Origin of the sequence: Streptomyces sp. PT12, assembly GCF_003311645.1 — a bacterium.
In the GTDB taxonomy this organism is placed as follows: Bacteria; Actinomycetota; Actinomycetes; order Streptomycetales; family Streptomycetaceae; genus Streptomyces.
The window spans coordinates 1-23452 of the sequence record NZ_QEST01000044.1 but is presented as its reverse complement, the minus strand read 5'-3'; the positions used below and the strand labels follow the sequence as shown (position 1 = coordinate 23452).

Here is a 23452-nt window from a genome sequence, read left to right as displayed (position 1 = left end):
CGCTCATCAGGCGTCTCCTTGATCATCAGATCCGCCGTCTATTGGACACTCCCCATCGAGCAGATCAACGAACCCCGCAGTCCCACCCGTCCCCTCAGCAGCGGCGTTCCGCCCCTGAGTACACCTCCCGGGTGTACTCAGCACCACCCCACGTTCGGGCCGTGGACGTAGTGTCCGCATCCGCGACCGTCCGTAACTTTGTAGACGTGGCGCACAGGGCGCCGGACGGGAAAGGGATGACCAATGTTTCGTCGGAACCGCGGGGCCGGGCCTGCCAGGAGCGCGGAGGCCCTGCGTCTCGATGGCGTCAGCAAGGTCTACGGCTCCGCCGACAACGCCGTGGCCGCGCTCGACAACGTGTCGCTGAGCCTGCCCGCCGGGACCTTCACCGCGGTGATGGGCCCATCGGGCTCGGGGAAGTCGACGCTCCTCCAGTGCGCGGCGGGGCTCGACCGCCCCGACTCGGGGACCGTGACCGTCGACGGGGCGAAGATGACCGGGCACGGAGAGTCAGGTCTCGCGAAGTTCCGCAGGCGCCGGATCGGGTTCATCTTCCAGCAGTACAACCTGATGCCCACCCTCACGGTGGAGCAGAACACCACGCTCCCCCTCAAGCTGGCGCGGCGCCGGATCAACAGGGCGCGCACCCGCGAGGTGCTCACGCACGTGGGCCTCGGGGACCGCCTCGACCACCTGCCCGACCAGCTCTCCGGCGGCCAGCGGCAGCGCGTCGCCATCGCGCGGGCGCTGGTCACCGAGCCCAGCGTGATCTTCGCGGACGAGCCGACAGGCGCGCTCGACATGCGCAGCGCGCGGGACGTGCTGCGGCTGCTGCGGGAGAGCGTGCAGGAGCACGGCAGGACGGTGGTCATGGTGACCCACGACCCGGTGGCGGCCTCGTATGCCGACTGGGTGCTGTTCCTGGCGGACGGTCGCCTCGCGGGCGACATGTACGCGCCGACCGTGGACGCCGTGGCCGAGCGCCTGGCGCACCTCGGCGACGCGGTGGCCCAGAACGCCACCGTCCACGACCTCGACGCCCACCAGGCCACCACCCAGAACCTGGGCGGCCACCACATCAACGTCCGGACGGGGGACTGACCCATGATGCTGTCACTCGCGATGCGATCGGTCAGGCAGCGACCTGGGCGTTTTGTCGGCACCCTGATGGCCGCGACGCTCGGCGCGGCGATCACCATGATGTTCAACTCCCTGCACGACACCGCGGGCGCGGTGGGCGTCGACGACGCGAGCGCCGAGACGCTGAACCTCACCGGCGGCGTGGTCGGCGGGTACGGCTCGCTGCTGGTGTTCTTCGCGATCGCCTCCACGCTGACGATCAACGTCCGCCAGCGGCAGGAGGAGCTGCACCTGCTGCGCTGCTCGGGGGCGACCCCGGCGCAGATCAAGCGGATGGTGATGGTCGAGGCCCTGGCGGTCGCGGTGGTCGGCGCCCTGCTCGCCGTCCTGCCCGCGATGCTGGGTGGGCGGCTGCTGCTCGGGATGTTCAAGGACACCGACCAGGTGGCGGGCGGCGTGGACTACGCGTTCGGCCCGATCGCGCTGAGCTCGGGGTTCGGCGTCACGCTTGTGGCCTCCATGGGCGCCGCGTTCCTCGCGGTGCGCAGGGCGACCAGGGCGGCGGACGGGGGGCGCGCGCCGCGCGGCCGTGCGCGCACCATCGGTGGTCTGCTCGCGGTGGTCGCGGGCGCGGGTGGCGCGTCGACGACGTTCGCGATGCCGTCGGACGACCCGGCGCTGATGGCCCCCGCGGCCTATGGCGCGATCCTGCTGTCCATCGGCTTCGCGGCGCTCTCGCCGGGGCTGCTGCGGATGCTGCTCACCGTGTTCGGACGGCCGGTCTCGCTGATCGGCGGCGCGGGCGGCTACCTGGCGGTCACCAACATCCGCCGCAGGGCCGACCAGCTGGCCGGTGTGCTGATGCCGCTCATCTGCTTCACCGGGATCGGCATCGCCACGCTGTACATCCAGGCGGTGGAGAGCTCGGCGCTCGACGCCTCGGGCCTGACCAGGTCGGTCGATGACAAGAACGTCGAGACCGTCAACATGGTCGTGGTCGGCATCATCGTGATCTTCTCCTGCATCATGCTGATCAACTCCCTCTACGCGGCGGTCTCCTACCGCCGGGCGGAGTTCGGCCGCCAGCGGCTGATCGGGGCGACCCCGGCGCAGGTGCAGAAGATGGTCGTGGTCGAGGCCCTGGTGCTCACGGGCATGGGGGTGTTCTTCGGAACGCTGGCCGGGCTCGCGGGAATCGTGCCCTTCACGGCGGCCAGGACGGACCAGGCCCTGCCCGACGAGGGGCTGGGGATCTGGCTCGGCATCGTGGGCATCGCCGCGGCGGCGACGCTGGTGACCAGCCTGGTCACCGCGCGGCGCGCGCTGCGCGTCCCGGCCATCGAGTCGGTGGCGGTGGCCGCCTGAACCGGTCGCCCTCCCCCGCTCCCCATCCCAGCCACCCCAGGTCCCCAGCCACCCGAGGGCAGTCGCACCCCGCGACTGCCCTCGGTGGCGTCGGGGGGCCCGTTCCATGATCGCGGGATTCCGAACTGCCGTGTGGCGTAGGAGGCTTGGGGCCTGTCCACTCCCCCTTCCGCCCCGACGGGCCACATGATCGTGTGCGGTGACGACGCGCTGGTCACCCGGCTTGCCGGTGAGCTGCACGAGGTGTATCGCGAACGCGTCACGCTCGTCGTGCCGTCCACCCGAGGCACCGGGCGCGGCGGGCGGCGGGCGGCGGGCGGCGCTGCTCGGGCGGCTGTCCGCGGCGATGGGCCGGTCCGACGGCGAACCCGCGCCGCGCGTCACGGAGCTGGCGGCCGAGGAACCGACCGATGACGTGCTGCGGCAGGCGGGCGTGGAGCGGGCCACGGCGTTGGCGCTGCTCCTCCCGTCCTGGAGGCGGGCGCGCTCGAGGCGCTTGGCGCGGTGCGCGGCGCGACCGCGCCGCGCCGCCCGCCGCGTGGCATCTCCGGGCATGAGGAACGGGCCAGGCCCGGCGATCTGCCGTGGAACCTGCGCCGCGGCTATGTGCCGCGCCCCGAGGACCGGGTGGTGCTCGCGGCGACGCGCCGCGGCCTCGCCGAACTGCTCGGCAGGCGCCCCGAGTCGGGCGCCGCGGGATGAGCGGCGGGATGAGCGGCGGGATGAGCGGCGGGGCGAACGGCCCCCCTCACCTGGGGTCGGATCTGAGTAGTCGAGCGGATGTGGCGAGGGCTCGGGGCGCGGGACGCTGGCGCGCATGGAGACCAGTGCACCGGTGACCTATTGCCCTGGCTGCCGTGCAACGGTGGCCGTGGCCGCGCCGCTTCAGGCGCCCTGCCCCGGGTGCGGGCTGCCGTTGCAGGGGCCAGGGCCCATCGAACTACGGGCGATCGACGGCGAATTGCAACGCCTTGACGCGCGGCGCTCGGGGCTGCTCGCGCGGCGGGAGGCGCTGCTCGGCGGGCTGCGGGCGGGCGTTCGGGCGGGTAGCCCGGTGGGCAGCCCGGTGGGCGTTCCCCTGGCGGAGGGCGCGCCCGCACCCACACCCGCCTCCGCGTCCGCCGATGCCGCGCCCGGCACGGCGCGCGACACCCTGCTGATCCTCGGCGGCGTGCTGCTGACCCTGGCCGCGCTGACGTTCATGCTGCTGAGCTGGCGCGGCATTGGCCTCGGCGGCCGCACACTCGTGCTGCTCACGCTCACCGGGGCCGCCCTCGCGGTCCCGGTGACGCTACTGCGGCGGGGCCTGAACGCCACGGGCGAGGTGGTCGCCGCGCTCGGCCTCGTCCTGCTGCTCCTCGACGCCTTCGGGCTGCACCGCACGGCGTTCCCCGAGGCGGACGGCCTCGGCTATGCCGCGGCGTGCGCGGCGGCGATCGCCGCGCTCTGGGCCTGGTACGACCGCCTGCTGCCGGATCCCGGGCTGCGGCTGGTGCTGCCCACGGCCGTGGTGGTCGCCCAACTCGCCTTGCCGCTGGCCGCGTTGGCCCTGGACGGCGGGCCCGAGGACGTCGCATGGGCGCTCCTGGCCACCGCCTGGGCCGATGTCGCCCTGGCGGTCGCGCGGCGCCGCCCCTCGGCGAGAACGCGCGCCACGGCGTGGGTGAGCGCGCTGGTCACCGGGGGCCTCGCACTCCTGCTCGCCGATGCGCTGCCGCTGGACGGCACGGCCGCGGGGCCCCAAGCCCCTTCCGTGAGCGGCGCGTTGCTGCTGGCCGGTGTCGCGCCGCCGCTGCTGTGGGCGGCCCATCGTCGGCCGGGGGAGCGGGCGTTGCTCGCGGCGGGCGCCGGTCTTGCGCTGCTCGGCGCGGCGGGCGGCCTGGGGCGGTGGGAGGTTCCGGCGTATCTGCTGCCGTCCGTCGGGCTGTTGGCGGTGGCGTGGTGGCTCGAACGCCGCGGGCTCGGCGGCCAGGGCCGGGCGTCCATGGGCGCGGGGCTGGGCCTGGCGGCCGCGTTCGCGCAGGGCTCGGCGCTGCTGTGGGCGCTGCCCGTGGTGGCGGAGGCGGCGTGGGGGCCGCTGGAGTGGGCGCGCGCGGCGTGGGACGGGGTGCCGGACGGACCGGCGCGCGACGCGCTCGGCCCTGAGCTCGCCTGGTCGGGCGGCGCGGCGACGCCGCTGGTGCTCGGGGTCCTGGCCGCCGTGGCCGCGGCGGCGCAACGCCTGGGCGAGAGCGCCGTGTTGCGACTGTGGGCGGCGCGGGTGGCGTTGCCGCTGGCCGCCGCCACCGGGGCAACGGCCCTGCTGGCGGCGGGAGTCGGCCATGCGCCGACGCTGGCCGCGCTCGTCGCGGCGGCCGTGGGGCTGCTGCTGGCGCGGCACACGGTGGCGGGGGCGACCGGCCTCGCGCTCGCGGTGACGGCGACCGGCTGGGCGCTGGCCGAACAGGCGTCCACCCTCGCCGTGTTGGGGGCGCTCGCGGCGGCGTTCGTGGTGGCGCGCGGGCGCGCGGTGAACGCCACGCACCGGCGCGTGGCCGAGGCGGCGGCCGTCCTGTGGTGCGCGGGGCTGGCCCGCGCGGTGCCCGCGGCGCTCGACGTGCCCGCGGAGTGGGCGGCGTTCGCGGTGCTCGGCGTGGCGGTGGCCGCCGTGGCGGCCGGGGCCGGAACGACGCGCGCCCGCTCGGCCGCCATCGAGGGCGCCGGGTACGCGGTCGCGGGGTGGGCGCTCGTGCTCGCCTCGGGCGGTGCCGCGACGGCGTCGCTCGCGCTGGGCGTCTGCGGCACGATGGCGACGGCGGTGGCGCTGCGCCCCGAGCGCCGGTTCCCCGCCGGGGTGGCCGCGACGGCGCTGCTGAGCGCGGCGCTGTGGGTGCGGCTGGCCGCGTCCGAGGTCGCGGTGCCTGAGGCGTACACCCTTCATCTGGCCGTCGCCGCCCTGGTGTTGGGCGCCGTGCGGCGGCGCGGGGACGCCTCGGTCTCGTCGTGGCACGGCTATGGGCCCGGGCTTGTGGCGCTGTTCCTGCCGAGCCTGATGGCGGTGTTCTCGGCGCCCGACGGGGCGCGCGCCCTGCTGCTCAGCGCCGGGGCGCTCGCCGTGACCATCGTGGGCGCGCACCACCGCCTGGGCGCCCTGCTCGCGCTCGGCGGCGCGACGGTGGCGCTCGTCGCCGCGCATGAATGGGGCCCGTACATCACCACGGCGCTCGGCCTCCTCCCCCGCTGGACGCCCCCCGCCTGCGCGGGCCTGCTCCTGCTGTGCCTCGGGGCGACGTACGAGCGCCGCGTGAACGAGGCCCGCCGCATACGCGCCGCCTGGCGGCGCATGGGGTGAGCCCTCACGCTCAACCCGGCTGGGCGGCCACCCGCCGAGGCAGCCCGAGCAGTGCCGCCACCCGCGCCACGGTGACGGCCCGATCGGCGTTCGGGTCGGCATGAACGGTGGTGATGTCATACGCGTGCGCGGGCGGCAGATTGACCTGCGCGTCGTCCACGAAGACGCACTCGGCGCCCGTCAACTCCATGCGTTCGAGGACGCGTTGATAGATCGCGGGGTCGGGCTTCGCGATGCCCTCGCGCTCGGAGATGACCGCCACGTCGAACAGGTCCCAGACGCCCACATGCCCATACGGGTCATAGGGGTCGAGGCCGAAGCTGTTCGACAGCATCGCCACCGTGAGCCCGGCCTCCCGCGCCTCGCGCGCCAGCGCGACCATCCCCGCGGCGGCCCGCACCCCCGCCCAGGCGCGGCCCATCAGGTTCTCGGGGGCGACGCCGAGGAGGCGCGCGGTCGCGGCGTTCCACTCCCGCTGCGAGAGCGCCCCGCGCTCCAACTCCCGGTAGAGCGCTCGCCCTTCGGGGTGCCTGTCCAGCATCAGACCCCATGCGTCGGCTGGCAGCCCCTCCGCCGCCGCCCACGCGGTGATGGACTCGCGCACGCCCTCGGTCAGCACCCCCACGAAGTCCAGGATCAGCCCCCGGTACGCCATCCCCGCCCCCCTTCCTCGACGCCATCGCCCAGAGCATTCCCCGCGGGGGCGCGTTCACCTGGTGGGGGCGCGTTCAGCCGGTGGGCGGATGCGGCGCGGGGCGGCCGGTGCCGGAACGTCATCATGCACGGAACATCATCGTGAACGCGTGTCATCGGAGGTGTCGAGAACCGGTCGGCGGCTCCGATGTCTCCTGTGAGAGCCGCCCCGCCAGGGTGGCGCCCCAACGAAAGAGGGATCGTCGTGAAGTACATGCTCATGGTGCTCAGCTCGCAGGCTGGTTACGAGGCGCTGAGCGGCAAGGCGTCCGAGGGGCATCCCGCCTGGACCCCCGAGGAGATCCAGGCGATGGTCGACCACATGGCCGCGATCAACAACGACCTCGCCGAGTCAGGGGAGTTGATCGACGCCAACGGCCTGAGCGAGCCCGCTCAGGCCCGCTGGGTCAGCGTCGCCGACGGCGGCCAGCCGGTAATCACCGACGGCCCGTACGGCGAGACCAAGGAACTGCTCGCCGGATACTGGGTGCTGGAGTGCGAGAGCCTGGAGCGGGTCACCGAGATCGCCGCTCGCGTCGCGCGCAGCCCCGAGCCCGCCGGGTCACCGTCCCTGCCGGTCGTCATCCGGCCCATCCCCGACGCCACCGGCGCGGGCGTATGACGCACGGGTCCGGCGTCAAGAAGCTGCTGCGCCGCCCGGCTGCTGTGAGCCGGGGCGTGCGACAGCGCCTCAGGCGGCGGGGGTGTAGTCGCTGATCGTGTAGCACTCCTCGTCGTCGATCGCGTCCGCGTCGCGGTCGATCGTGAGGGCGGACGGCGGGCCCTCACCCTCGGGCGCGCCGTCGGGGTAGTCGGTGGTGACCTCGTCGGCGCCCTCGTGCCTGGCCTGTTCGGCGAGGTCAAGCAGGCCCGCGATGGTGGGCACGTCGCCGCCTCGGCCGAGGTACGCCTTGGCCGAGGCGTCCAACGCCGCGACCTCGACCACCTCGCCGTTCGCGACGGAGATGGCGTAGGCGCCGATGAAGTCGCGCTCGCCGCAACGCGATTCCAGGGTGTACCGGTAGGTGTCCGGCTCGATCCAGCCGGGGGCGCCGACCCGTGCGCCACCGCCCTCCCCGCCACCGTTGCCCCCGTCGCCGTCGTCGCCGCAGCCAGCGAGCGCGAGGCACAGCGCCACCAGGCTCAGCGGGGCTGCCGCCCGTTTCAAGGCCCTCATGTCCCTGGGACGCCGGGGAGCGCCCAACGGATCCTGGGCCGCCCAGCGCACGCGCCGCTTGACCTTGTCGCGGCGTCAACGTCTTCACTGTCCGTATGCGTATCGGAGAACTCGCCGCGCTGGCCGGTGTCACCACCCGCACCGTACGGCACTACCACCGGATCGGGCTGCTTCCCGAGTCCGGGCGGCGGGCCAACGGCTATCGCGTCTACGGGCTGGCCGACGCCGTCCGCCTCACCCGGATCCGGCGCCTCACGGAGCTGGGCCTGAGCCTGGACGAGGTCAGGGACGCGCTCGACGACGACGCCGGGAACGACCTGCGCGAGGTCCTCGCCGAGCTGGACGCCGATCTGGCGCGGCAGGAGGAGCGGATCCGGCGGCGCAGGGCCAGGATCGCGGAGCTGCTGGCGTCGGCGGAGGCGGCCGGAGGGCTGCCTCCCGAGGGGCCGGTCTCGCCCGAACTCGCGGCGTTCTTCGCCGACATGGCCCTGGCCTCGGCCGGGCTCCCCGGGCCTGAGCCCGCGATGGCCGCCAAGGAGCGCGAGCTGATGGCGCTGCTCGACGCCACAGGGGCGGGCGGAAGCGGCAACTGGCTCGCGGCGCTGCTCGGCTCCGTCGGCGACGACGCCCAGGGCGCCCTGCGGCGCGCCTACGACGTGTACGCGCGGATGGACGCGCTGGCCGGGGCGGATCCGGCCGATCCCCGGGTGGCCGAGGTGGCGGGGGCGATCGTGGAGCTGATGCCCGAGGACATCGGGCGGTCGCTGGCCGAGGAGGCCGGGGACGCGCTGATCGGCGCGGAGACGGGCGGCGGCTTCGCCGCGGCGTTCTTCGCCGATCTGGCTCCCGCGCAGGCCGAGGTCGTGCGGCAGGCGATGCGGCTGCTGTGGGAGCGTCACCGGTGAGGGGCCGCGCCGCGCTCCGGCTGCTCAGGCACGAGATGGCCCAGGCCGCCGCGCTGGCGCGCTGGATCACCCGCCGCCCTCCGCACGGCGCGGGGTCGGGGGACACGGCGGTGTCCTACGCGTCGGCACAGGCGGCGGTCATGTGGGTCATGACGTTTGTCTCCCTTCTTGAGACGGTCGTCCTGGCGCTGATCATTCCGTGGCCGCTGGTGCACCTGGTCCTGCTGGTGCTCGGCATCTGGGGCACGCTGTTCGGGGTGGAGCTGCACGCGGCATCCGTCACCCGGCCGCACCTGGTGGGCGCGGACGGCTCGTTGCGCGTGCGGTACGGCGTGCTGCTCGACATCGCCGTCCCGGCCGACCGCGTGGGCGCCGTCCGCCTCGACCCCCGCTTCCCCGGTGGCAAGCAGCTGGTGATCGACGAGGACGGCACCACGTCCCTGAACGTGGCGGGCCAGACCAACGTCACGGTCGACCTCACCGGGCCCGTCCCGTTCGCCCGCCCGCTGGGCGCGCCCGCCGAGGCGCGCACCACGCTCCGCTTCTACGCGGACGACCCACGCGCGGCGATCGACGCCCTGACCCGCGCGAGGGACGCGGCGGCATAGCCCTCGCCCGGACGCCTCACCCCCCGCCTGGCCACTCGCGCGAACGCGGCCGCGAGGTCGGATCGGCGCGCCCGAAGCCGATCGTCATCCGCGGGGCACCCAGGGGAAGAGGCGCCAGCCACGTGGGCACCCGCACCGCGGACAGGCGCCCGTCGGTGAGGGCGAGGCGCGGCAGCGAGACGCCCAACTCCCCGGCGAGGAACGCCAGATACTCCGCCTCGCGCCGTCGGCCACCGGCCGGGAAGAACGGGCCGGGATCCAGGCCCCCGGGTATCTCCCCGGCCCGCCATGGCTCGGCGTCCCCTTCGTCCAGCGTGAACCGGCCGGTCTCGCGCTCGTCCTCCGCGTGGGCCACATGGAAGAAGCCGGGCGAGCCGAGGGAGGCGGGCGAGCCGGGGGGCGCGCCTGACCAGACCGCGACCGCCCGCGTCCCCCGGGAGGCGGCGGCCCCTGGCCCGGCCACCCGCCTTCCCGAGCGACACGGCTCGGGATGCGACTCGTAGGCGAAGCTCCAGCCGCCTCCGCACGTCCCGACGCGGGCCAGCCCGGGGCGCGGCCCCGAGCTCCAGCCGCTCACACCGTGCCGCAGCCGCAACAGCTCCCGCTCGTCGACCGGATCGAGCAGCGGCCCCTCCCCGATCCGCGCGGCCAGCTCCCCAGGGCCGACGCCCTCGACGAGCACGAGGCGGTACGACACGCGCCGCCCCTCGCCCACCAACCACGCCAGCCCGTTGGTCTCCGCCGCTGGCGGCCCCGCCGTCGGCACCGCCCCCGCCGCCGCGCCGCACTCCCGGTGCCTCCTGCCCTCGGCGTCCACGCCGTCCGTCGCCTCCGCCACGTCCGTCACCTCCGCCACGTCCGCCGCCTCCGCCGTCTCCACAGCGTCCGCCCACTCGCCGCTCCACCGCCTCAGGGACGGTGACCGCCACTCCTCGATCTCCATGTCACCCAGCGTGACACCCCCCACTGACAATCCGTCCCCGCCCTTGCGCCGGGCGGTGCATGGGCCGGTCGGCGTAAGAGCGGTTTCGCCCCGCGCGCCACGTGGGATCGGGTGTTCCCATGGCACACCGCATCGCATCGGAAGCCCTGGTGGAACGCCTCATCGACTGGGGTGTCGACACCGTGTTCGGTCTCCCAGGGGACGGCATCAACGGAGTCATGGAGGCACTGCGCCGACACCGCGAGCGGATCAGGTTCATCCTGGTCCGCCACGAGGAGTCGGCGGCGTTCATGGCCACCGGCTACGCCAAGGCGACCGGAAAGCTCGGGGTCTGCCTCGCCACCTCGGGCCCCGGCGCGATCCACCTACTCAACGGCCTCTACGACGCCAAGCTCGACCATGTCCCCGTCCTGGCCATCACCGGCACCCAGGAGACCTCCGTACTGGGCACGGGCTATCAGCAGGAGGTGCCCGTCGAGCACCTCTTCGCCGATGTGTCCTGCTACAACCTGCTGATCAGCAACCCCGTCCAACTGCCCGGCATCGTCGACATCGCCGTGCGCACGGCCCTCTCGCGCCGAGGGGTGGCGCATCTGACGCTGCCGAACGACATCCAGGTGGCCGACGCCAACGCCGACCCGTGGCGCCATGTCTCCCCGGCGCGCCCACCCGCCACCGCGCCGGTGTACACGCCGGCGCCCGGCCTGCCGCGCGCATCCGATCTGCGGAAGGCCGCCGAGGTGCTGAACGCCGGGCGCAGGGTCGCCATCCTCGCGGGCGTCGGGGCGCGCGGCGCGCGGGACGAGATCCTGGCGGTCGCGGACACGCTCGGCGCCCCAGTCATCAAGACGTTGCCGGGCAAGGCGGTGATCCCGGACGACAGCCCGTTCGCCGTGGGCGGCATCGGCCTGCTCGGCACGCGCCCTGGCGAGGAGCTGATCGACGACTGCGACACGTTGTTCATGGTCGGCTGCAACTTCCCCTACACGCAGCACCTTCCGCAGCCCGGCTCGGTCCGCACCGTTCAGCTGGAGGCCGAGCCAGCGCGCGCCGGCGTGCGAATGCCGGTGGAGGCGCCGGTCATCGGCGACGCGAAGGAGGGGCTGGCGGCGCTGCTCCCGCTGCTGCACCCCAAGAAGGACCGCCGCCACCTGGAGAAGTACCAGGCGGCAATGGACAAGTGGCGCAAGCGGATGGAGGCCCTGGAGAACCCCCGCCGCAATCCCGTCGCCCCCCAGCACGTGATCGGGGCGATCGACGACCTGGCGTCGGACGACGCGATCCTGACGTGCGACAGCGGCACCGTCGCCACGTGGGCGGCGCGGCACTGGACGATCCGCAGGGATCGCGACTTCTTTATCTCCGGCAACCTTGCCAGCATGGCCCCGGGGCTGCCCTACGCCATCGCGATGCAGCACGCGTTCCCCGGGCGACAGGTCATCGCGTACATCGGCGACGGCGGATTCGCCATGCTGATGGCCGACTTCATCACCGCGGTCCACGCGAAGCTGCCGATCACCGTCGTGATCAACAACAACAACTCCCTCGGCCAGATCCTCTGGGAGCAGATGGTCCTCGGCTACCCCGAGCACGGCGTCCGCTACCAGGAGCCGTTCACCGACTTCTCCGCCTGGGCGCGCGCCTGCGGCGGCCACGGCCTCAAGGTGGGCCGGGGCAAGGACGTGACCAAGGCGATCAAGCAGGCGCTCGGGCACGACGGCCCCTCGCTGGTCGACATCGACGTGGACCAGGACGAGCCGCCGATGCCGGGCAAGGTCGAGTACGGGCAGGCGAAGAAGTTCGCCGAGGCGTTCGCGAAGGGCCAGCCGCGCCGCACCACCATCGCCACCACGCTGGCCAAGGACCGGATCGAGCAGCTCACCCACAAGTGACGGGCCCGGGACCTGACCCACACGCAACACAACGAAAGAAGGGCACACCCATGCGCATCGGCATGATCGGCGCCGGCCACATCGGCGCCACCCTCGCCGCCCACCTCACCGGCGCGGGCCACGACGTGGCCATCGCCAACTCCCGTGGCCCCGGCACCCTGGAGGACCTGGTCGAGGCGACCGAGGGCTCGATCCGCGCCGTCACGGCCGACGAGGCGGCGGACTTCGGCGACGTGGTCGTCGTCTCCATCCCCTACGGCCGCTACCTCGAGCTGCCAGCCGCCGCGCTGCGCGGCAAGATCGTCAGCGACACCTGCAACTACTACCCCCAGCGCGACGGCGCCGATCCCGAGCTCGACGACGACAGCACCACGTCGAGCGAGAAGATCCAGGAGTACACGCAGGCCCGCGTGGTGAAGTCGTTCAACGCCATCTACTGGTACAACCTGCGCGACCGCGCACGCCCCAGGGGCGCGCCCGACCGCCTCGCCATCCCCGTCTCGGCCGACGACGAGGAGGCCAAGCGCACCGTCAGCGCACTGATCGACCAGATCGGCTTTGACGCGGTGGACGCGGGCGACCTCGCGACGGGCGGCCGCAAGCACCAGCCGGGCAGCCGCGTCTACACCGCCGAGCTGTCCGCCGACGAGACCCACAGCCTGCTCGACGCGGCCTGAGCCGCCCGACCACCGCGGCCCCCAGCCCCGCCGAAGAGGACGCCCTATGGACCCGATCGACCTGCCGATGCCCATGGTCCGCCGCCCGCCGGTGACCGCCGACCCGGACGCCCTCGCGTCCGCCCTGCGCGAACGGGTGGACGGCGAGGTGCGTTTCGACGCGGGCAGCAGGGCCGCCTATGCGACGGACGCCTCCAACTACCGGCAGGTCCCCATCGGCGTCGTCCTCCCCCGCACCCCCGAGGCCGCCGCCGAGGCGGTCGCGGTGTGCCACGAGCACGACGTGCCGCTGCTGTCGCGCGGCGGCGGAACGTCCCTCGCTGGCCAGTGCTGCAACGCGGCCGTGGTGATCGACTGGAGCAAGTACTGCCACCGCCTCGTCTCCCTCGACGCCGGGCGCCGGGTGTGCGTCGTCGAGCCGGGCATCGTGCTCGACGACCTCAACCGGCGCCTGGCCCCCCACGGCCTGATGTACGGCCCCAGGCCCGCCACCCACCCCAACTGCACGATCGGCGGGATGATCGGCAACAACTCCTGCGGCTCCACCGCCCAGACCTACGGCAAGGTCGTCGACAACATCGCCCGGCTCGAGATCCTCACCTACGACGGCGTGCGGATGTGGGTCGGCCCCACATCCGACGACGAGCTGGCCCGCCTGGTCTCGGGCAACGGCCGCGAGGCCGACATCCACCGGCACCTGGTGGCGCTCCGCGAGCGGTACGCCGAGCTGATCAGGGAACGTTACCCCGACATCCCACGCCGCGTCTCCGGCTACAACCTCGACTCGCTCCTGCCCGAGCACGGCTTCGACGTGGCAGGGCTGCTCGTCGGCTCGGAGTCCACGCTGGTCACGGTGCTGCGCGCCGAGCTTGAGCTGGTCCCCGTCGAGAAGCACACCGCGCTCGTCGTCCTCGGCTACCCCGACATCGGCGCCGCGGCCGACGGCGTCCCCGCGGTCCTCGCGCACCGCCCGCACACGCTGGAGGGCGTGGACGACCAGCTCGTCACCGACCAGCGGATCAAGCACCTCAACCCCGACGGGCTGCGGATCCTGCCGTCGGGCTCGGCGTATCTGATGGTCGAGTTCACGGGGGAGACGCGCGAGGAGGCGGACGGGAAGGCGCGCGAGCTGTTGAACGCGCTCCCCAACGGTGTCGCGCACACCTGGTACGACGACCCGCGCCACCAGTCGGAACTGTGGCTCGTGCGCGAGTCGGGCCTGGGCGCGACGGCCCATGTACCGGGCCGCCCCGACACGTGGGAGGGCTGGGAGGACGCGGCCGTGCCCCCCGAGCGCCTTGGCGACTACCTGCGCGGATCCCAGGCGCTCTGCCGGGAGTTCGGCTATGGCCGCCCCGCGGTCTACGGCCACTTCGGGCACGGCTGCGTGCACACCCGCATCCCTTTCGACCTGGAGACGGCCGAGGGCGTGACGCGGATGCGGGCCTTCGTCGAACGCGCCGCCGAGCTGGTCATCGGCCTGGGCGGCTCGCTCTCGGGCGAGCACGGGGACGGGCAGTCGCGCGGTGAGCTGCTGGTGAAGATGTTCGGGCCCGAGCTGATCGAGGCGTTCGAGCGGCTGAAGGCCGTCTTCGACCCCGGCAACCGCATGAACCCCGGCAAGGTCGTCGACCCCTACCACCTGGACGAGAACCTGCGCCTCGGCGCGGCCTACCAGCCGATGGAGCCGCCGACGGTGTTCGCGTTCCCGGCCGACGACGGGAAGTTCAGCCGGGCGGCGGCCCGTTGCGTCGGCGTGGGCAAGTGCCGCTCGCTCGATGGCGGCGTGATGTGCCCGAGCTACCGCGCCACGCGCGAGGAGGAACACTCCACGCGCGGGCGCGCGCGCCTGCTCTTCGAGATGGTGCGCAACGACTCGCCGATCGACGGCGGCTGGCGCTCCACCGAGGTGGCCGATGCCCTGGATCTCTGCCTGTCCTGCAAGGGCTGCAAGACCGACTGCCCGGTCAATGTCGACATGGCGACCTACAAGGCCGAGTTCCTGCACCACCACTGGGCGGGGCGCGTACGCCCGCGCGCGCACTACTCGATGGGCTGGCTCCCCCTGGTCGCACGCCTGGCGGCGCACGCCCCGCGCGCGGTCAACGCCATGACCTCCGCCCCCCTGCTGGCGCGCGCCGCCAAGGCCCTGGGCGGCATCGCCCCCGAACGCGACCTGCCCGCGTTCGCCGAGCAGCGGTTCACGACGTGGTGGCGCGAACGCGGCGAGCCGCGCGGCAGCGGGCGGCGCGGCCAGGTGGTGCTCTTCCCGGACACGTTCACCGACCACTTCCACCCGTCGGTGGCGCGCGCGGCGGTCGAGGTGTTGGAGGCGGCCGACTTCCGCGTCAAGGTGCCCACGCGCGCGGTCTGTTGCGGCCTGACATGGATCTCCACGGGCCAGCTCGACATCGCACGCCGCGCGCTCCGGCACACCGCGGCCGTGCTCCGCGACGACCTGCACGCCGGGATCCCCGTCGTCGGCCTCGAGCCCAGCTGCGCCGCGGTCTTCCGCGCCGACGCCTCCGAGCTACTGCCGCGCTCCGACGACATCACGCGCCTGCGCGACCAGACCCGCACCCTGGCCGAGCTGCTCAACGAGCGCGCCCCCGACTGGCGCCCCCCGCCCGTCGACGCGCACGCGGTCGTGCAGCGCCACTGCCACCAGTACGCGGTGCTCGGCTTCGACGCCGAACGCGACCTGCTGCGGCGGGCCGGGATCGAGGCCGACATCCTGGACGCGGGCTGCTGCGGCCTCGCGGGCAACTTCGGCTTCGAACGCGGCCACTACGACGTCTCGATGGCGTGCGCCGAGGCGGCCCTGCTGCCCGCGGTGCGCCGGGCGCCGAAGGACTCCCTGGTCCTGGCCGACGGCTTCAGCTGCCGCACCCAGATCTCCCAGGCCGAACGCGACCGCGCCCCCGCCCACCTCGCCGAGGCCCTGGCCGCGGCGCTCCCCGACCCGCCCCGCGAGTCGATGGAGCCCCCCGGCACGCGCCCCACCCGCCTCCTCCCCGCGGGCGCGACGGGCACGGCCCTCATCGCCGCCGTCCTGCTGGCCCGCAGGGCGAACGCGCGCCGGGGAAGGGGGTAGCGCGCGGCGGGAGCCGCCGAGCGCGTCAGCAGGGCTGGCCCCGGGTCAGGACGCAGTGCGGCGACGCGGCGCCAGCGCGGCGGCGATGCCGTCGGCCGTACGTGGCACCCGCTCACCGTCCTCGGCCCCGCACCCGTGCGTCGGCTGGACGGACATGGTGCTCACCCCGCACGCCTCGTACCGCTCCGGGGGCGGTGTCAGTGGGCGGTGTCAGTGGGCGGTGTCATGATCGGGGGTGTCCACAGCGGGAGGGGGGAGTGCGATGAGTTTCCTGAGTCAACCCCTATGCCGCCAGTGGTATGTCGGCGGCCGTGGCGATCTTTCCGTTGGCTTGGTGGGTGGCGGGGTCGTAGCAGGTGCCGTCGCGCCAGCAGGCCCAGATCACGCGGAGCCAGGCGCGGGCGAGGATGCGGGTGGCGTGGGGGTGTCGCTTCTTGCGGGCCCGGGCGTCGTTGTAGATCTTGGCGGCCCAGTCGCTGCTGTGTCGGCTGTTGTCGGCGAACGTGGTCAGGGTCAGACGGGCTCTGCGGTTGGTCGCGAAGCGGAAGCTGACCGCGTGGGACTTGCCCGAGGCGCGGGTGACCGGGACGACACCGGTCTCCGCGATCAGCTGTTCGCAGGTTTGGGTGCGTTCCAGGATGGGGCCGATCTCGCCGATGATCTGTCCGAGGTTGACCTTCCCGATCCGTGGCATGGTCGCGAACAGTGGTGCGTAGGGGTGGGTTTCGGCGGCTTCGGCGATGGCCTTGTCCAGCGTGCGGATGGTCGTGCGGATGCCCTGCACCAGCTGGACCTGGACCCGGATGAGTTGTTTGACGACGTCGCCGCCGAGGCGGGAGGCTGCCGTCGGGGCAGTGCGCAGGCGCTCGATCAGGACGCTGCCTGGCTTCTTGCCGGAGTAGCCGCGGTGCTTGCACCAGGCTTCGAGTCGTCCCGCGGTGAGTTTGGCCGCCGAGGCCGGGGTGGGGTAACGCTCCAGGAAGGCCATGGCGATGTCGCTGTCCAGGTTGGCGAACACCGCTTTGCCGCCGGGCCAGTGCTCGTCCAGGAGCGCGGCAAGCTGGTTGACGGCAGCGACCTTGGCCTCGACGTGGTCGGCGCGCTGCCGGGTGAGGGCCTGCAGGCCCAAGGTGGCCTGGTCGGTGGGCTCCAGGCGGGGCAGCAAGTGCCCGTCGGTGCGCAGGTAGTCGGCGAGCTTCATGCTGTCGCCCGCGTCGGTCTTGGCCTTGGAGGCGCCCCAGCGTGCCCGCATCGCGTGGAAGGCGTTCGGGTGCACCGGCACCACCGGGTGCCCGGCGGCCAGCAGCCGGTCCACCGCGAGACCGCGGGTGGTCTCGATCGCCACGGGCAGGTCGGCCGGGGCGCCGTGCCGGCGCAGCCGGGCCAGGGTCTTGGCGAACCCCTCTTCGGTGTGGGCGAGTTCCCACCGGTCGATGCGCCTGCCGGACTCGTCCATGACGGTCACGTCATGGGTCTCGGTCGCCCAGTCCCATCCGATGAACACGAGGTGCGTACTCCAGTGCCGTGCGCGAAGCACCTGCCCGGTGGTGAGGTCGTCTGCCGGAAGCTCATTAATCGGCCCTCTACGGGGCGTGTCCCTGAAGCCGATCAGACGGCCTCGGCCCGGTGGGGCCGGCGGAACTCATCGTGGCTATCGCGTAGCGCGCGCCCATGGCCGTGCACCCACCGGGACCGAGAGGTCACAACCCTACTCGTGAGGGCTGCAGAAGGGATGGTCCTCTAATGAGCGCCGAACGGGCGGCCGCCGACAGCCATGACGTGATCCAGGTGCGCCGCGCCCGGGAGAACGACCTTCGGGATGTCTCCCTCGACATACCGAAGCGGCGGCTCAGCGTCTTCACCGGGGTCTCGGGTTCGGGGAAGTCGTCGCCGGTGTTCGGGACGATCGCGGCGGAGTCGCAGCGGCTGATCAACGAGACGTACACCGCGTTCATCCAGTCGTTCATGCCGAGCCTGGGGCGGCCCGACGTCGGCCAGCTGCGGAATCTCAGCGCGGCCATCGTCGTGGACCAGGAGCGGATGGGCACCTGCTCCCGCTGCAACGGGATAGGGCTCGTCTACACGGTCCTCGCGATGATGGCGGGCGTGGCGTCGGTGTGCGAGCAGTGCCAGGGGAAGCGGTTCACGCCCGAGGTGCTGACGTACACGCTCGACGGCAAGAACATCAGCGAGGTCCTGGCCATGTCCGTGGCGGAGGCGCACGCGTTCTTCCCCTCGGGGCAGGCCGCGGCGGTGCTGGGGCGGCTGAGGGACGTGGGCCTCGGCTATGTGCGCCTCGGGCAGCCGTTGACGACGCTGTCGGGCGGGGAGCGGCAGCGGCTGAAGCTGGCGATCCACATGGCGGAGAAGGCCGCGATCCATGTGCTCGACGAGCCGACCACGGGCCCGCACCTGGCCGATGTCGATCAGCTGCTCGCGCTGCTCGACCGCCTGGTCGACGCCGGGAACACCGTGATCGTCATCGAGCACCACCAGGCCGTGATGGCCCACGCGGACTGGCTGATCGACCTCGGCCCCGGCGCGGGGCACGACGGCGGTCAGGTGGTGTTCACGGGAACTCCCGCGGACCTGGTGGCCAGCGGGGACACACTGACGGCCCGGCGTCTGCGGACCTATGTGGGCAAGAGCATGGGAGCGGGCCAGGATATGAGGGCGGGCCAGGACATGAGGGCGGGCCAGGACATGAGGGCGGGCCAGGACATGGCCGCGGGGGCCGGGCGGTGAGCCCGCCGCTGCCCGCGGGGGTGCTGCGGGCGCTGCTGAACGGCCCGTTCGCGGCGGGCGGCGGCTCGGGGCGCACGGTGCCCGCGGCGTTGCTTGCGACGGCGGCGGCCAGCGAGGACGCCGAGGCGGCGCGGGCCGCGTTGACCCACCCGGACTGCCCGGCGGCGCTGCGCGCCGAGACGCTGCGGGCCGCGCCCGACGGGCACATGGCGCGGCTCGCGGAGGGCGCGGGGTCGCTCACGGCCGAGGTGATCGCCGAGCTGCGGCGCCGCGCGCCGGAGCCGCGGCCGATGACGGCCGAGCCGCCCGACGGCCGGTCGGCCGCGTGGGCCGTGCTGGTCGACGCGGATCCCGAGCGGATACCCGAGGCCGTGTTCGACGCGGCGGTCCGGCTGCTGCCGGGGCCGCCCGCGCAGCTCCGCGAGGGCGAGAGCATCGAGCGGTGGACGCGGGAGCACCGCGCCGCTCGGGCGGCGTGGCGGGGGATGTGGCTCGAGCTGCTGCGGCGCCACCGGGGCAGGCAGCGGCGGCTCATGGCGCTGCTCGCGGGCTCCCCGGCGCAGGCGGAGATCCGGCACCTGCTGATGGACGAGCTGGTGGACTCGGCCGATCCGCGGCTGCTCACGGAGGTGGCGCTGGCGGATCTTGAACAGTTCGCGGGGGCGGTGCTGACCGCCAAGGTCTGCCGGGAGATACGCGGGGGCCTGGCGCGGGAGGCCGCGCGGGAGCGGTTCGCCGACGATCTCGACGCGCTCTCCGAGGAGGCGCGGCGGCTGCCCGAGGCGTACCTGGGCGACCTCGGCCTCGACGTGGACCGGGGCGCGGGCGCGGCGGCGCACTGGATGGCCTCGGCGGCGGATGGCCGCTGGCGGAGCCTGCTGCGCGGCCCCGCCGAGGGGTGGCTCCTGTCAGAGGAGGCGCGGGTGGGGCTGGCGCGCCGGTTCGCGGAGACGGCGGCCGAGGCGTTGGCGCTGTGGGAGCCCGAGCCGGGGCGTCCGGTCGGCCGGGTGGACCAGCTGCGCTGGGTCGCGGTGGCGCTGGCGTATCTGCCGTCCGTGGAAGGGCCGTTGCGCGAGCGGCTGCGAGCGCTGGTGGCCGACGCGCGGCGGGGGCGTCATCTGCGCCGGGGCTCGCGGGAGTTCGACGACGCGCTGGCCACGCTCGAACGCGCCGTCGCCGAGGTCCCCGCGGCCCCTGACGCGGTGTCGCCGCACGAGCTGGCGCACGCGCCCGAGCGGGTGCTCGGCGCCTATCTGGACCGGCACGCGGGCGATGACGCGCTGGTGGAGAAGGCGCTGCTGGCGTTCGCGCTGGGCGGGCGGGGCGACTTCGCCGCGGTGCTGTCCCGGCACTCGGCCCCGGCCGAGGCGCTGCCGCGGCTCACGCTCGGCCTGCGGCGCCTGCTCGGGGACGGCCCCGGCGCGCAGGCGTGGACCCGCGCGGCGCTCTCCGCCCCCGAGTGCGCCGCGGAGACGATACGCGCGCTGCCCGCGTGGGCCGCCCTGAGCGACGCGTCCCCCGCGGTGACCGCCCTGGTCGCCGCCGCGCTCGGCGACGACAGGGCGGCGTGGGAGCGGCTGGCCGCGAGCCCGATCGGCCCGGAGGGCCCGCACGCGTGGCGCCGCCTCGGCGACATCCTGGACGCGGCCCGCGACGCGACCCCATGGCCCAAGGCGCCCGCGGCCTGAGTCACACCATCAGCGCCGTGCGTTCGCCGATGGGGGTGAGGTGGAGGGCGGCCAGGCGCCAGGCGCCATGGGCCGCCGTGAGGAACTGGCTGACGCGGAACGCCCCTTCCACGTCGCGGCCCTCGTAGACGCTCTGCTGCCGCTGCACGCCGAGCGCGACGGCCGCGCCGCCGTAGCGGCGCAGCTCGACGTCCTCCCAGGTGAACAGGTCGTGCACCAGGGCGCCGGATGAGTAGCGCGCCAGCCACCGGCCGCGGTCGAGGACCGTGCCGAGGGGGCCCACGGCGGCGAAGTCGCCGGTGAGGAGGGTGTCCAACGCCTCGATGTCGCCCCGCAGCTCGGCCCTGGCCCATCGCCCGCCGAACTCAACGAGCTCCCTGTCACCTTGCATGTCCCGCCTCCTCGCGCGTGGGGTGGTCGCGACCCCCACCCTCCGTCGAGTCGGCCCCGCGCCACATCAGCCGGGAGGAGGGCATCCTCCTACTACCGGGGAGGTATGACGCCGACGCCTCCGGCGCCCTGCGCCGTGTCGGGCCCCCTGCCGCCGCCATGGCGCACCTCCCCGTTCGGCGCGGATCTTCTCAGGGGGTCTTGGCCGGGGTCGGGGGTGCGGTCGGGGGTGCGGTCGGGGCCTCGTTCAGGCCGTAGCGGGTGTGGAGGGTGCGCAGGGGGGTGGGAGACCACCAGGCGTGGTGGCCCATGAGGGTCATCGTCGCGGGGACGAGGAGCATGCGGACCAAGGTGGCGTCGATGAGGACGGCGAGGGTGAGGCCGAGGCCGATCTGGAGGATCGGGGAGAAGCCGCCGGTCATAAACGCGCCAAACACCACGGCCAGGAGCAGCGCCGCGCAGCTGACCACGCGGCCCGAGCGGCGCAGCCCGGTGACCACGGCCGTGTGCGGGTCGCCGCTGTCGAGCCACGCCTCGCGCATGCGGGCCAGGATGAACAGCTCGTAGTCCATCGCGAGGCCGAAGGCGATCGCGAGGATGAGCGGCGGCGCGGTGATGTTGAGGGCGCCCAGGTCGTTCTGGAAGACGAGCACGACGGCGCCGAGAGCGGCGCCAAGGCTCAGCAGGGTGGTCAGGATCGTTCGGATCGGCAGCAGAAGTGATCCGGTGAAGGCGAACAACAGCATGAAGATGGCGACCAGAACGATCGCGACCGCCCAGGGGGTGCGTTCGGCGAGCATGGCGCGGAAGTCGACGAGGCGGGCCGCGGGGCCGGTGACCTCGACCGGCTCGTCGCCGCGCAGGGCGCGGATGTCCTCGACGAGGCCGGTCGCGGTGGGCCCGTCCACCTCGCCCGCGGGGGTGAGGCGCACGATCACCGCGCCGTTGTCCAGCGGGGTGGTGCTGGCCGAGGCGACGCCGGGGAGCGACTGAACGCGTTCGGCGATGTCCGGATCGGCATCAGGTCGCATCAGAACGGTGATCGGGGAGATGCCGGTTCCCTCGGGATAGTGATCCTCGATGGCGTCGTAGAGGCCCCTGGCCTCGGTCGACGCGGGCAGCGAACGGGCGTCCCCCACGGCCATGGTGAGCCCCGCGACCGGAGACGCGACGAGCACGAGGGGCACCACGGTCGCCGCGGTCACGATCAGCGGGCGGCGGGCGGCGGGCGGCGGGCGGCGAAGCGGGCCACGCGGGCGAAGAAGGCTCCCGAGTCGGCCGCGGGCCTCGCGGGCGCGATCTTCTTCCCGAAGCGGGCGAGCAGCGCGGGCAGCAGCGTCAACGCCGCCAGCATGTCCACGACCACCACCGCGGCGGCGGCCAGTCCCATGCTGCGCAGGAACGGGCTCGGGAACACCAGCAGCCCCGCCAGGCTCACCGCCACCGTCAGCCCCGAGAACAGCACGGTCCGCCCCGCGCGCCGCGCGGTCCTGGTGACGGCCTCGACCACGTCGTCGGTGCCGCGGCGCTCCTCGCGGAAGGTGACCACCATCAGCAGCGCGTAGTCCACGGCGAGGCCGAGCCCGAGCATGGTGGTCAACTGGACGGCGTAGACGGAGATGTCGGTGACCAGGCTGAAGAGGTGGAGGGCGAGGAACGCGCCCGCGACGCCGCTGACCGCCACGATCAGCGGGAGCCCGGCGGCGCGCAGCCCGCCGAAGATGACCAGGAGCAGCGCGAGGACGACGGGCAGCGAGATCAACTCGGCGCGCTGGACGTCCTCCTGGGCGCGGGCGCCCATCTCGTCGCCCAGCAGGGAGCCGCCGCTGACGTTGACCTCGACGTCGGCGCCGGTGTCGGCGCCGGTGGTGGCGTCGGTGGTGGCGTTGGCGCGGTCCTCAATGGCGCGGATCAGATCGGCCGCGTTCTGAAGGGAATCGCCGTCGTCGCGAGCGAACTCGATCGGGATCAGCAGGGCTCTGCCGTCTTCCGACGGAATCGGATCGGGTACGGCGGAGACATCGGGCAGGGCGCGGACGTCGGCGAGGGCGCGTTCGACCTCGTCGGTCAGCGCGGGATCGGTGACATCGTCGGACTCGATCACGGCGGTGATCGACCCGTCCAGGGGATCGATCTGATCCAGGGTGGCCGTTGCCCGGTCGGATTCGCTTCCGGGCACGGATTCGACCGTTTCGATCAGGCGGCCGAAGACTCCGGTGCCGATGCCGAAGCCGACGACCAGCAGCAGGGCCCAGACCCCGATGACGGTGAGCGGGCGGCGGGTTGCCACGCGTGCGAACGTGCTGAGCATGGTGCCTCCTCAGGGCGAGCGGTGCGCTCGGGACGCGCTCGGTGGTGCGGGAGGCTTCAGCGTGGCGGGCGGGGGTGGCCCGGCGGATCGCCGGTGCGGGCGGTCTCGGGACTCGCCCGCGCGGGGGATCCTGGCGGCGGTCAGTCGGCCCCGGGAGTGACAAGTCCGGTCTCGTACGCGCAGATCACCGCCTGGATGCGGTCACGAAGGCCCAACTTCGCAAGGATGTTGGACACATGCGTCTTCACCGTGTGGTCGCTGACCACGAGCGCGGTGGCGATCTCGGCGTTGGTCAGACCACGGGCCAGCAGCCGCAGGGTCTCCTCCTCGCGCGCGGTGAGGACCTTCAGCCGGGTGGAGGGAACGGCGGGGCGGCGGCGGGTGAGGTCGGCGACCAGGCGCCGGGTGACAGAGGGCGCGAGCAGCGAGTCGCCCGCCGCGACGACGCGCACGGCGTGCACCAGATCATCCCGGCGAACATCCTTGAGCAGAAAGCCACTAGCCTCGCGCTTTCACGAGGTGGGTTGTCCGAAGCTTGATCATAAAAGCGAGA

16 protein-coding genes and 4 pseudogenes are annotated in these 23452 nt (G+C 73.6%); 13 read left to right on the top strand and 7 right to left on the bottom strand.

What is annotated here, in order from left to right:
• Positions 1–243: 243 nt before the first annotated feature.
• The 5 genes and pseudogenes from DEH69_RS04315 to DEH69_RS04295 all read left to right on the top strand — a co-directional run bounded on the left by DEH69_RS04315 (position 244) and on the right by DEH69_RS04295 (position 5776).
• Complete coding sequence (locus tag DEH69_RS04315; RefSeq protein WP_113685531.1) at positions 244–1101, top strand: ABC transporter ATP-binding protein; 858 nt, start codon at positions 244–246, stop codon at positions 1099–1101.
• 6 nt (positions 1102–1107) lie between these two features.
• The gene (locus DEH69_RS04310; RefSeq protein WP_113685533.1) at positions 1108–2445 is read left to right on the top strand and encodes an ABC transporter permease; all 1338 of its coding nucleotides are present in this window, start codon (positions 1108–1110) and stop codon (positions 2443–2445) included.
• 186 nt (positions 2446–2631) lie between these two features.
• Positions 2632–2908 (top strand): annotated as a pseudogene (locus DEH69_RS32350) (potassium transporter TrkA); the annotation flags it as partial.
• 41 nt (positions 2909–2949) lie between these two features.
• Positions 2950–3147, top strand: coding sequence for a hypothetical protein (locus DEH69_RS04300; RefSeq protein ID WP_113685529.1), 198 nt, complete (start codon positions 2950–2952; stop codon positions 3145–3147).
• 115 nt (positions 3148–3262) lie between these two features.
• Positions 3263–5776 carry an SCO7613 C-terminal domain-containing membrane protein gene (locus DEH69_RS04295; RefSeq protein WP_147255407.1) on the top strand — a complete coding sequence of 838 codons (2514 nt, stop codon included), beginning with the start codon at positions 3263–3265 and terminating at the stop codon, positions 5774–5776.
• Positions 5777–5786: 10 nt separating this feature from the next.
• Here the strand turns inward: DEH69_RS04295 and DEH69_RS04290 are convergent, their stop codons facing one another.
• Complete coding sequence (locus DEH69_RS04290) at positions 5787–6431, bottom strand: HAD-IA family hydrolase (protein WP_113685527.1); 645 nt, start codon at positions 6429–6431, stop codon at positions 5787–5789.
• A gap of 243 nt (positions 6432–6674) precedes the next feature.
• Here DEH69_RS04290 and DEH69_RS04285 point away from each other — a divergent pair, with 243 nt between their 5' ends.
• Positions 6675–7091: a YciI family protein gene (locus tag DEH69_RS04285; RefSeq protein ID WP_113685526.1), complete on the top strand. Its 417-nt coding sequence runs from the start codon at positions 6675–6677 to the stop codon at positions 7089–7091.
• 69 nt (positions 7092–7160) lie between these two features.
• Here the strand turns inward: DEH69_RS04285 and DEH69_RS04280 are convergent, their stop codons facing one another.
• Positions 7161–7637, bottom strand: coding sequence for a DUF6174 domain-containing protein (locus tag DEH69_RS04280; RefSeq protein WP_258534421.1), 477 nt, complete (start codon positions 7635–7637; stop codon positions 7161–7163).
• Between the two features lie 104 nt (positions 7638–7741).
• Between DEH69_RS04280 and DEH69_RS04275 the strand changes: the two genes are divergently transcribed.
• Both DEH69_RS04275 and DEH69_RS04270 read left to right on the top strand, forming a co-directional pair.
• Positions 7742–8551: a MerR family transcriptional regulator gene (locus DEH69_RS04275; protein WP_113685525.1), complete on the top strand. Its 810-nt coding sequence runs from the start codon at positions 7742–7744 to the stop codon at positions 8549–8551.
• Positions 8548–9159, top strand: a complete 612-nt coding sequence (locus tag DEH69_RS04270; protein ID WP_113685524.1) for a hypothetical protein — start codon at positions 8548–8550, stop codon at positions 9157–9159. Before DEH69_RS04275 ends, DEH69_RS04270 begins: the two co-directional genes overlap by 4 nt.
• Before the next feature lie 16 nt (positions 9160–9175).
• On the opposite strand, the gene DEH69_RS04265 is transcribed toward DEH69_RS04270, so the two are convergent.
• Positions 9176–10102: a hypothetical protein gene (locus DEH69_RS04265; protein WP_113685523.1), complete on the bottom strand. Its 927-nt coding sequence runs from the start codon at positions 10100–10102 to the stop codon at positions 9176–9178.
• 119 nt (positions 10103–10221) lie between these two features.
• On the opposite strand from DEH69_RS04265, the gene DEH69_RS04260 reads away from it, so the two are divergent.
• Genes DEH69_RS04260 through DEH69_RS04250 form a run of 3 tightly spaced genes read left to right on the top strand, consistent with a single transcriptional unit; the run spans position 10222 to position 15765 of the window.
• Positions 10222–11994, top strand: a complete 1773-nt coding sequence (locus DEH69_RS04260; protein ID WP_113685522.1) for a thiamine pyrophosphate-binding protein — start codon at positions 10222–10224, stop codon at positions 11992–11994.
• Positions 11995–12044: 50 nt separating this feature from the next.
• Positions 12045–12671: an NADPH-dependent F420 reductase gene (locus DEH69_RS04255; RefSeq protein WP_113685521.1), complete on the top strand. Its 627-nt coding sequence runs from the start codon at positions 12045–12047 to the stop codon at positions 12669–12671.
• A gap of 46 nt (positions 12672–12717) precedes the next feature.
• Complete coding sequence (locus DEH69_RS04250; protein ID WP_113685520.1) at positions 12718–15765, top strand: FAD-binding and (Fe-S)-binding domain-containing protein; 3048 nt, start codon at positions 12718–12720, stop codon at positions 15763–15765.
• Between the two features lie 283 nt (positions 15766–16048).
• On the opposite strand, the gene DEH69_RS04245 is transcribed toward DEH69_RS04250, so the two are convergent.
• On the bottom strand, positions 16049–17302 hold the full coding sequence (locus DEH69_RS04245; RefSeq protein WP_220131180.1) for an IS110 family transposase: 1254 nt from the start codon (positions 17300–17302) through the stop codon (positions 16049–16051).
• Positions 17303–17571: 269 nt separating this feature from the next.
• Between DEH69_RS04245 and DEH69_RS04240 the strand changes: the two are divergent.
• Together DEH69_RS04240 and DEH69_RS04235 are read left to right on the top strand one after the other, a co-directional pair.
• Positions 17572–18408 (top strand): annotated as a pseudogene (locus DEH69_RS04240) (ATP-binding cassette domain-containing protein); the annotation flags it as partial.
• 98 nt (positions 18409–18506) lie between these two features.
• A complete protein-coding gene (locus DEH69_RS04235; RefSeq protein ID WP_113685517.1) occupies positions 18507–20198 on the top strand; it encodes a hypothetical protein in 1692 nt (563 codons plus the stop codon).
• 1 nt (position 20199) lies between these two features.
• Here the strand turns inward: DEH69_RS04235 and DEH69_RS04230 are convergent, their stop codons facing one another.
• From DEH69_RS04230 to DEH69_RS04220, 3 genes and pseudogenes are all read right to left on the bottom strand, one after another.
• Positions 20200–20589, bottom strand: coding sequence for a nuclear transport factor 2 family protein (locus DEH69_RS04230; RefSeq protein WP_113685516.1), 390 nt, complete (start codon positions 20587–20589; stop codon positions 20200–20202).
• Between the two features lie 190 nt (positions 20590–20779).
• A pseudogene (locus DEH69_RS04225) lies at positions 20780–22899 on the bottom strand (MMPL family transporter).
• 140 nt (positions 22900–23039) lie between these two features.
• Positions 23040–23402, bottom strand: a pseudogene (locus DEH69_RS04220) (response regulator transcription factor); the annotation flags it as partial.
• Positions 23403–23452 lie beyond the last annotated feature (50 nt).

Bases quoted from the DNA above. Each gene is read 5' to 3' on its own strand.
- DEH69_RS04315 (WP_113685531.1), top strand. From the start codon at position 244: ATGTTTCGTCGGAACCGCGGGGCCGGGCCTGCCAGGAGCGCGGAGGCC.
- DEH69_RS04310 (WP_113685533.1), top strand. From the start codon at position 1,108: ATGCTGTCACTCGCGATGCGATCGGTCAGGCAGCGACCTGGGCGTTTT.
- DEH69_RS04295 (WP_147255407.1), top strand. From the start codon at position 3,263: ATGGAGACCAGTGCACCGGTGACCTATTGCCCTGGCTGCCGTGCAACG.
- DEH69_RS04290 (WP_113685527.1), bottom strand. From the start codon at position 6,431: ATGGCGTACCGGGGGCTGATCCTGGACTTCGTGGGGGTGCTGACCGAG.
- DEH69_RS04275 (WP_113685525.1), top strand. From the start codon at position 7,742: ATGCGTATCGGAGAACTCGCCGCGCTGGCCGGTGTCACCACCCGCACC.
- DEH69_RS04265 (WP_113685523.1), bottom strand. From the start codon at position 10,102: ATGGAGATCGAGGAGTGGCGGTCACCGTCCCTGAGGCGGTGGAGCGGC.
- DEH69_RS04260 (WP_113685522.1), top strand. From the start codon at position 10,222: ATGGCACACCGCATCGCATCGGAAGCCCTGGTGGAACGCCTCATCGAC.
- DEH69_RS04255 (WP_113685521.1), top strand. From the start codon at position 12,045: ATGCGCATCGGCATGATCGGCGCCGGCCACATCGGCGCCACCCTCGCC.
- DEH69_RS04250 (WP_113685520.1), top strand. From the start codon at position 12,718: ATGGACCCGATCGACCTGCCGATGCCCATGGTCCGCCGCCCGCCGGTG.
- DEH69_RS04230 (WP_113685516.1), bottom strand. From the start codon at position 20,589: ATGCAAGGTGACAGGGAGCTCGTTGAGTTCGGCGGGCGATGGGCCAGG.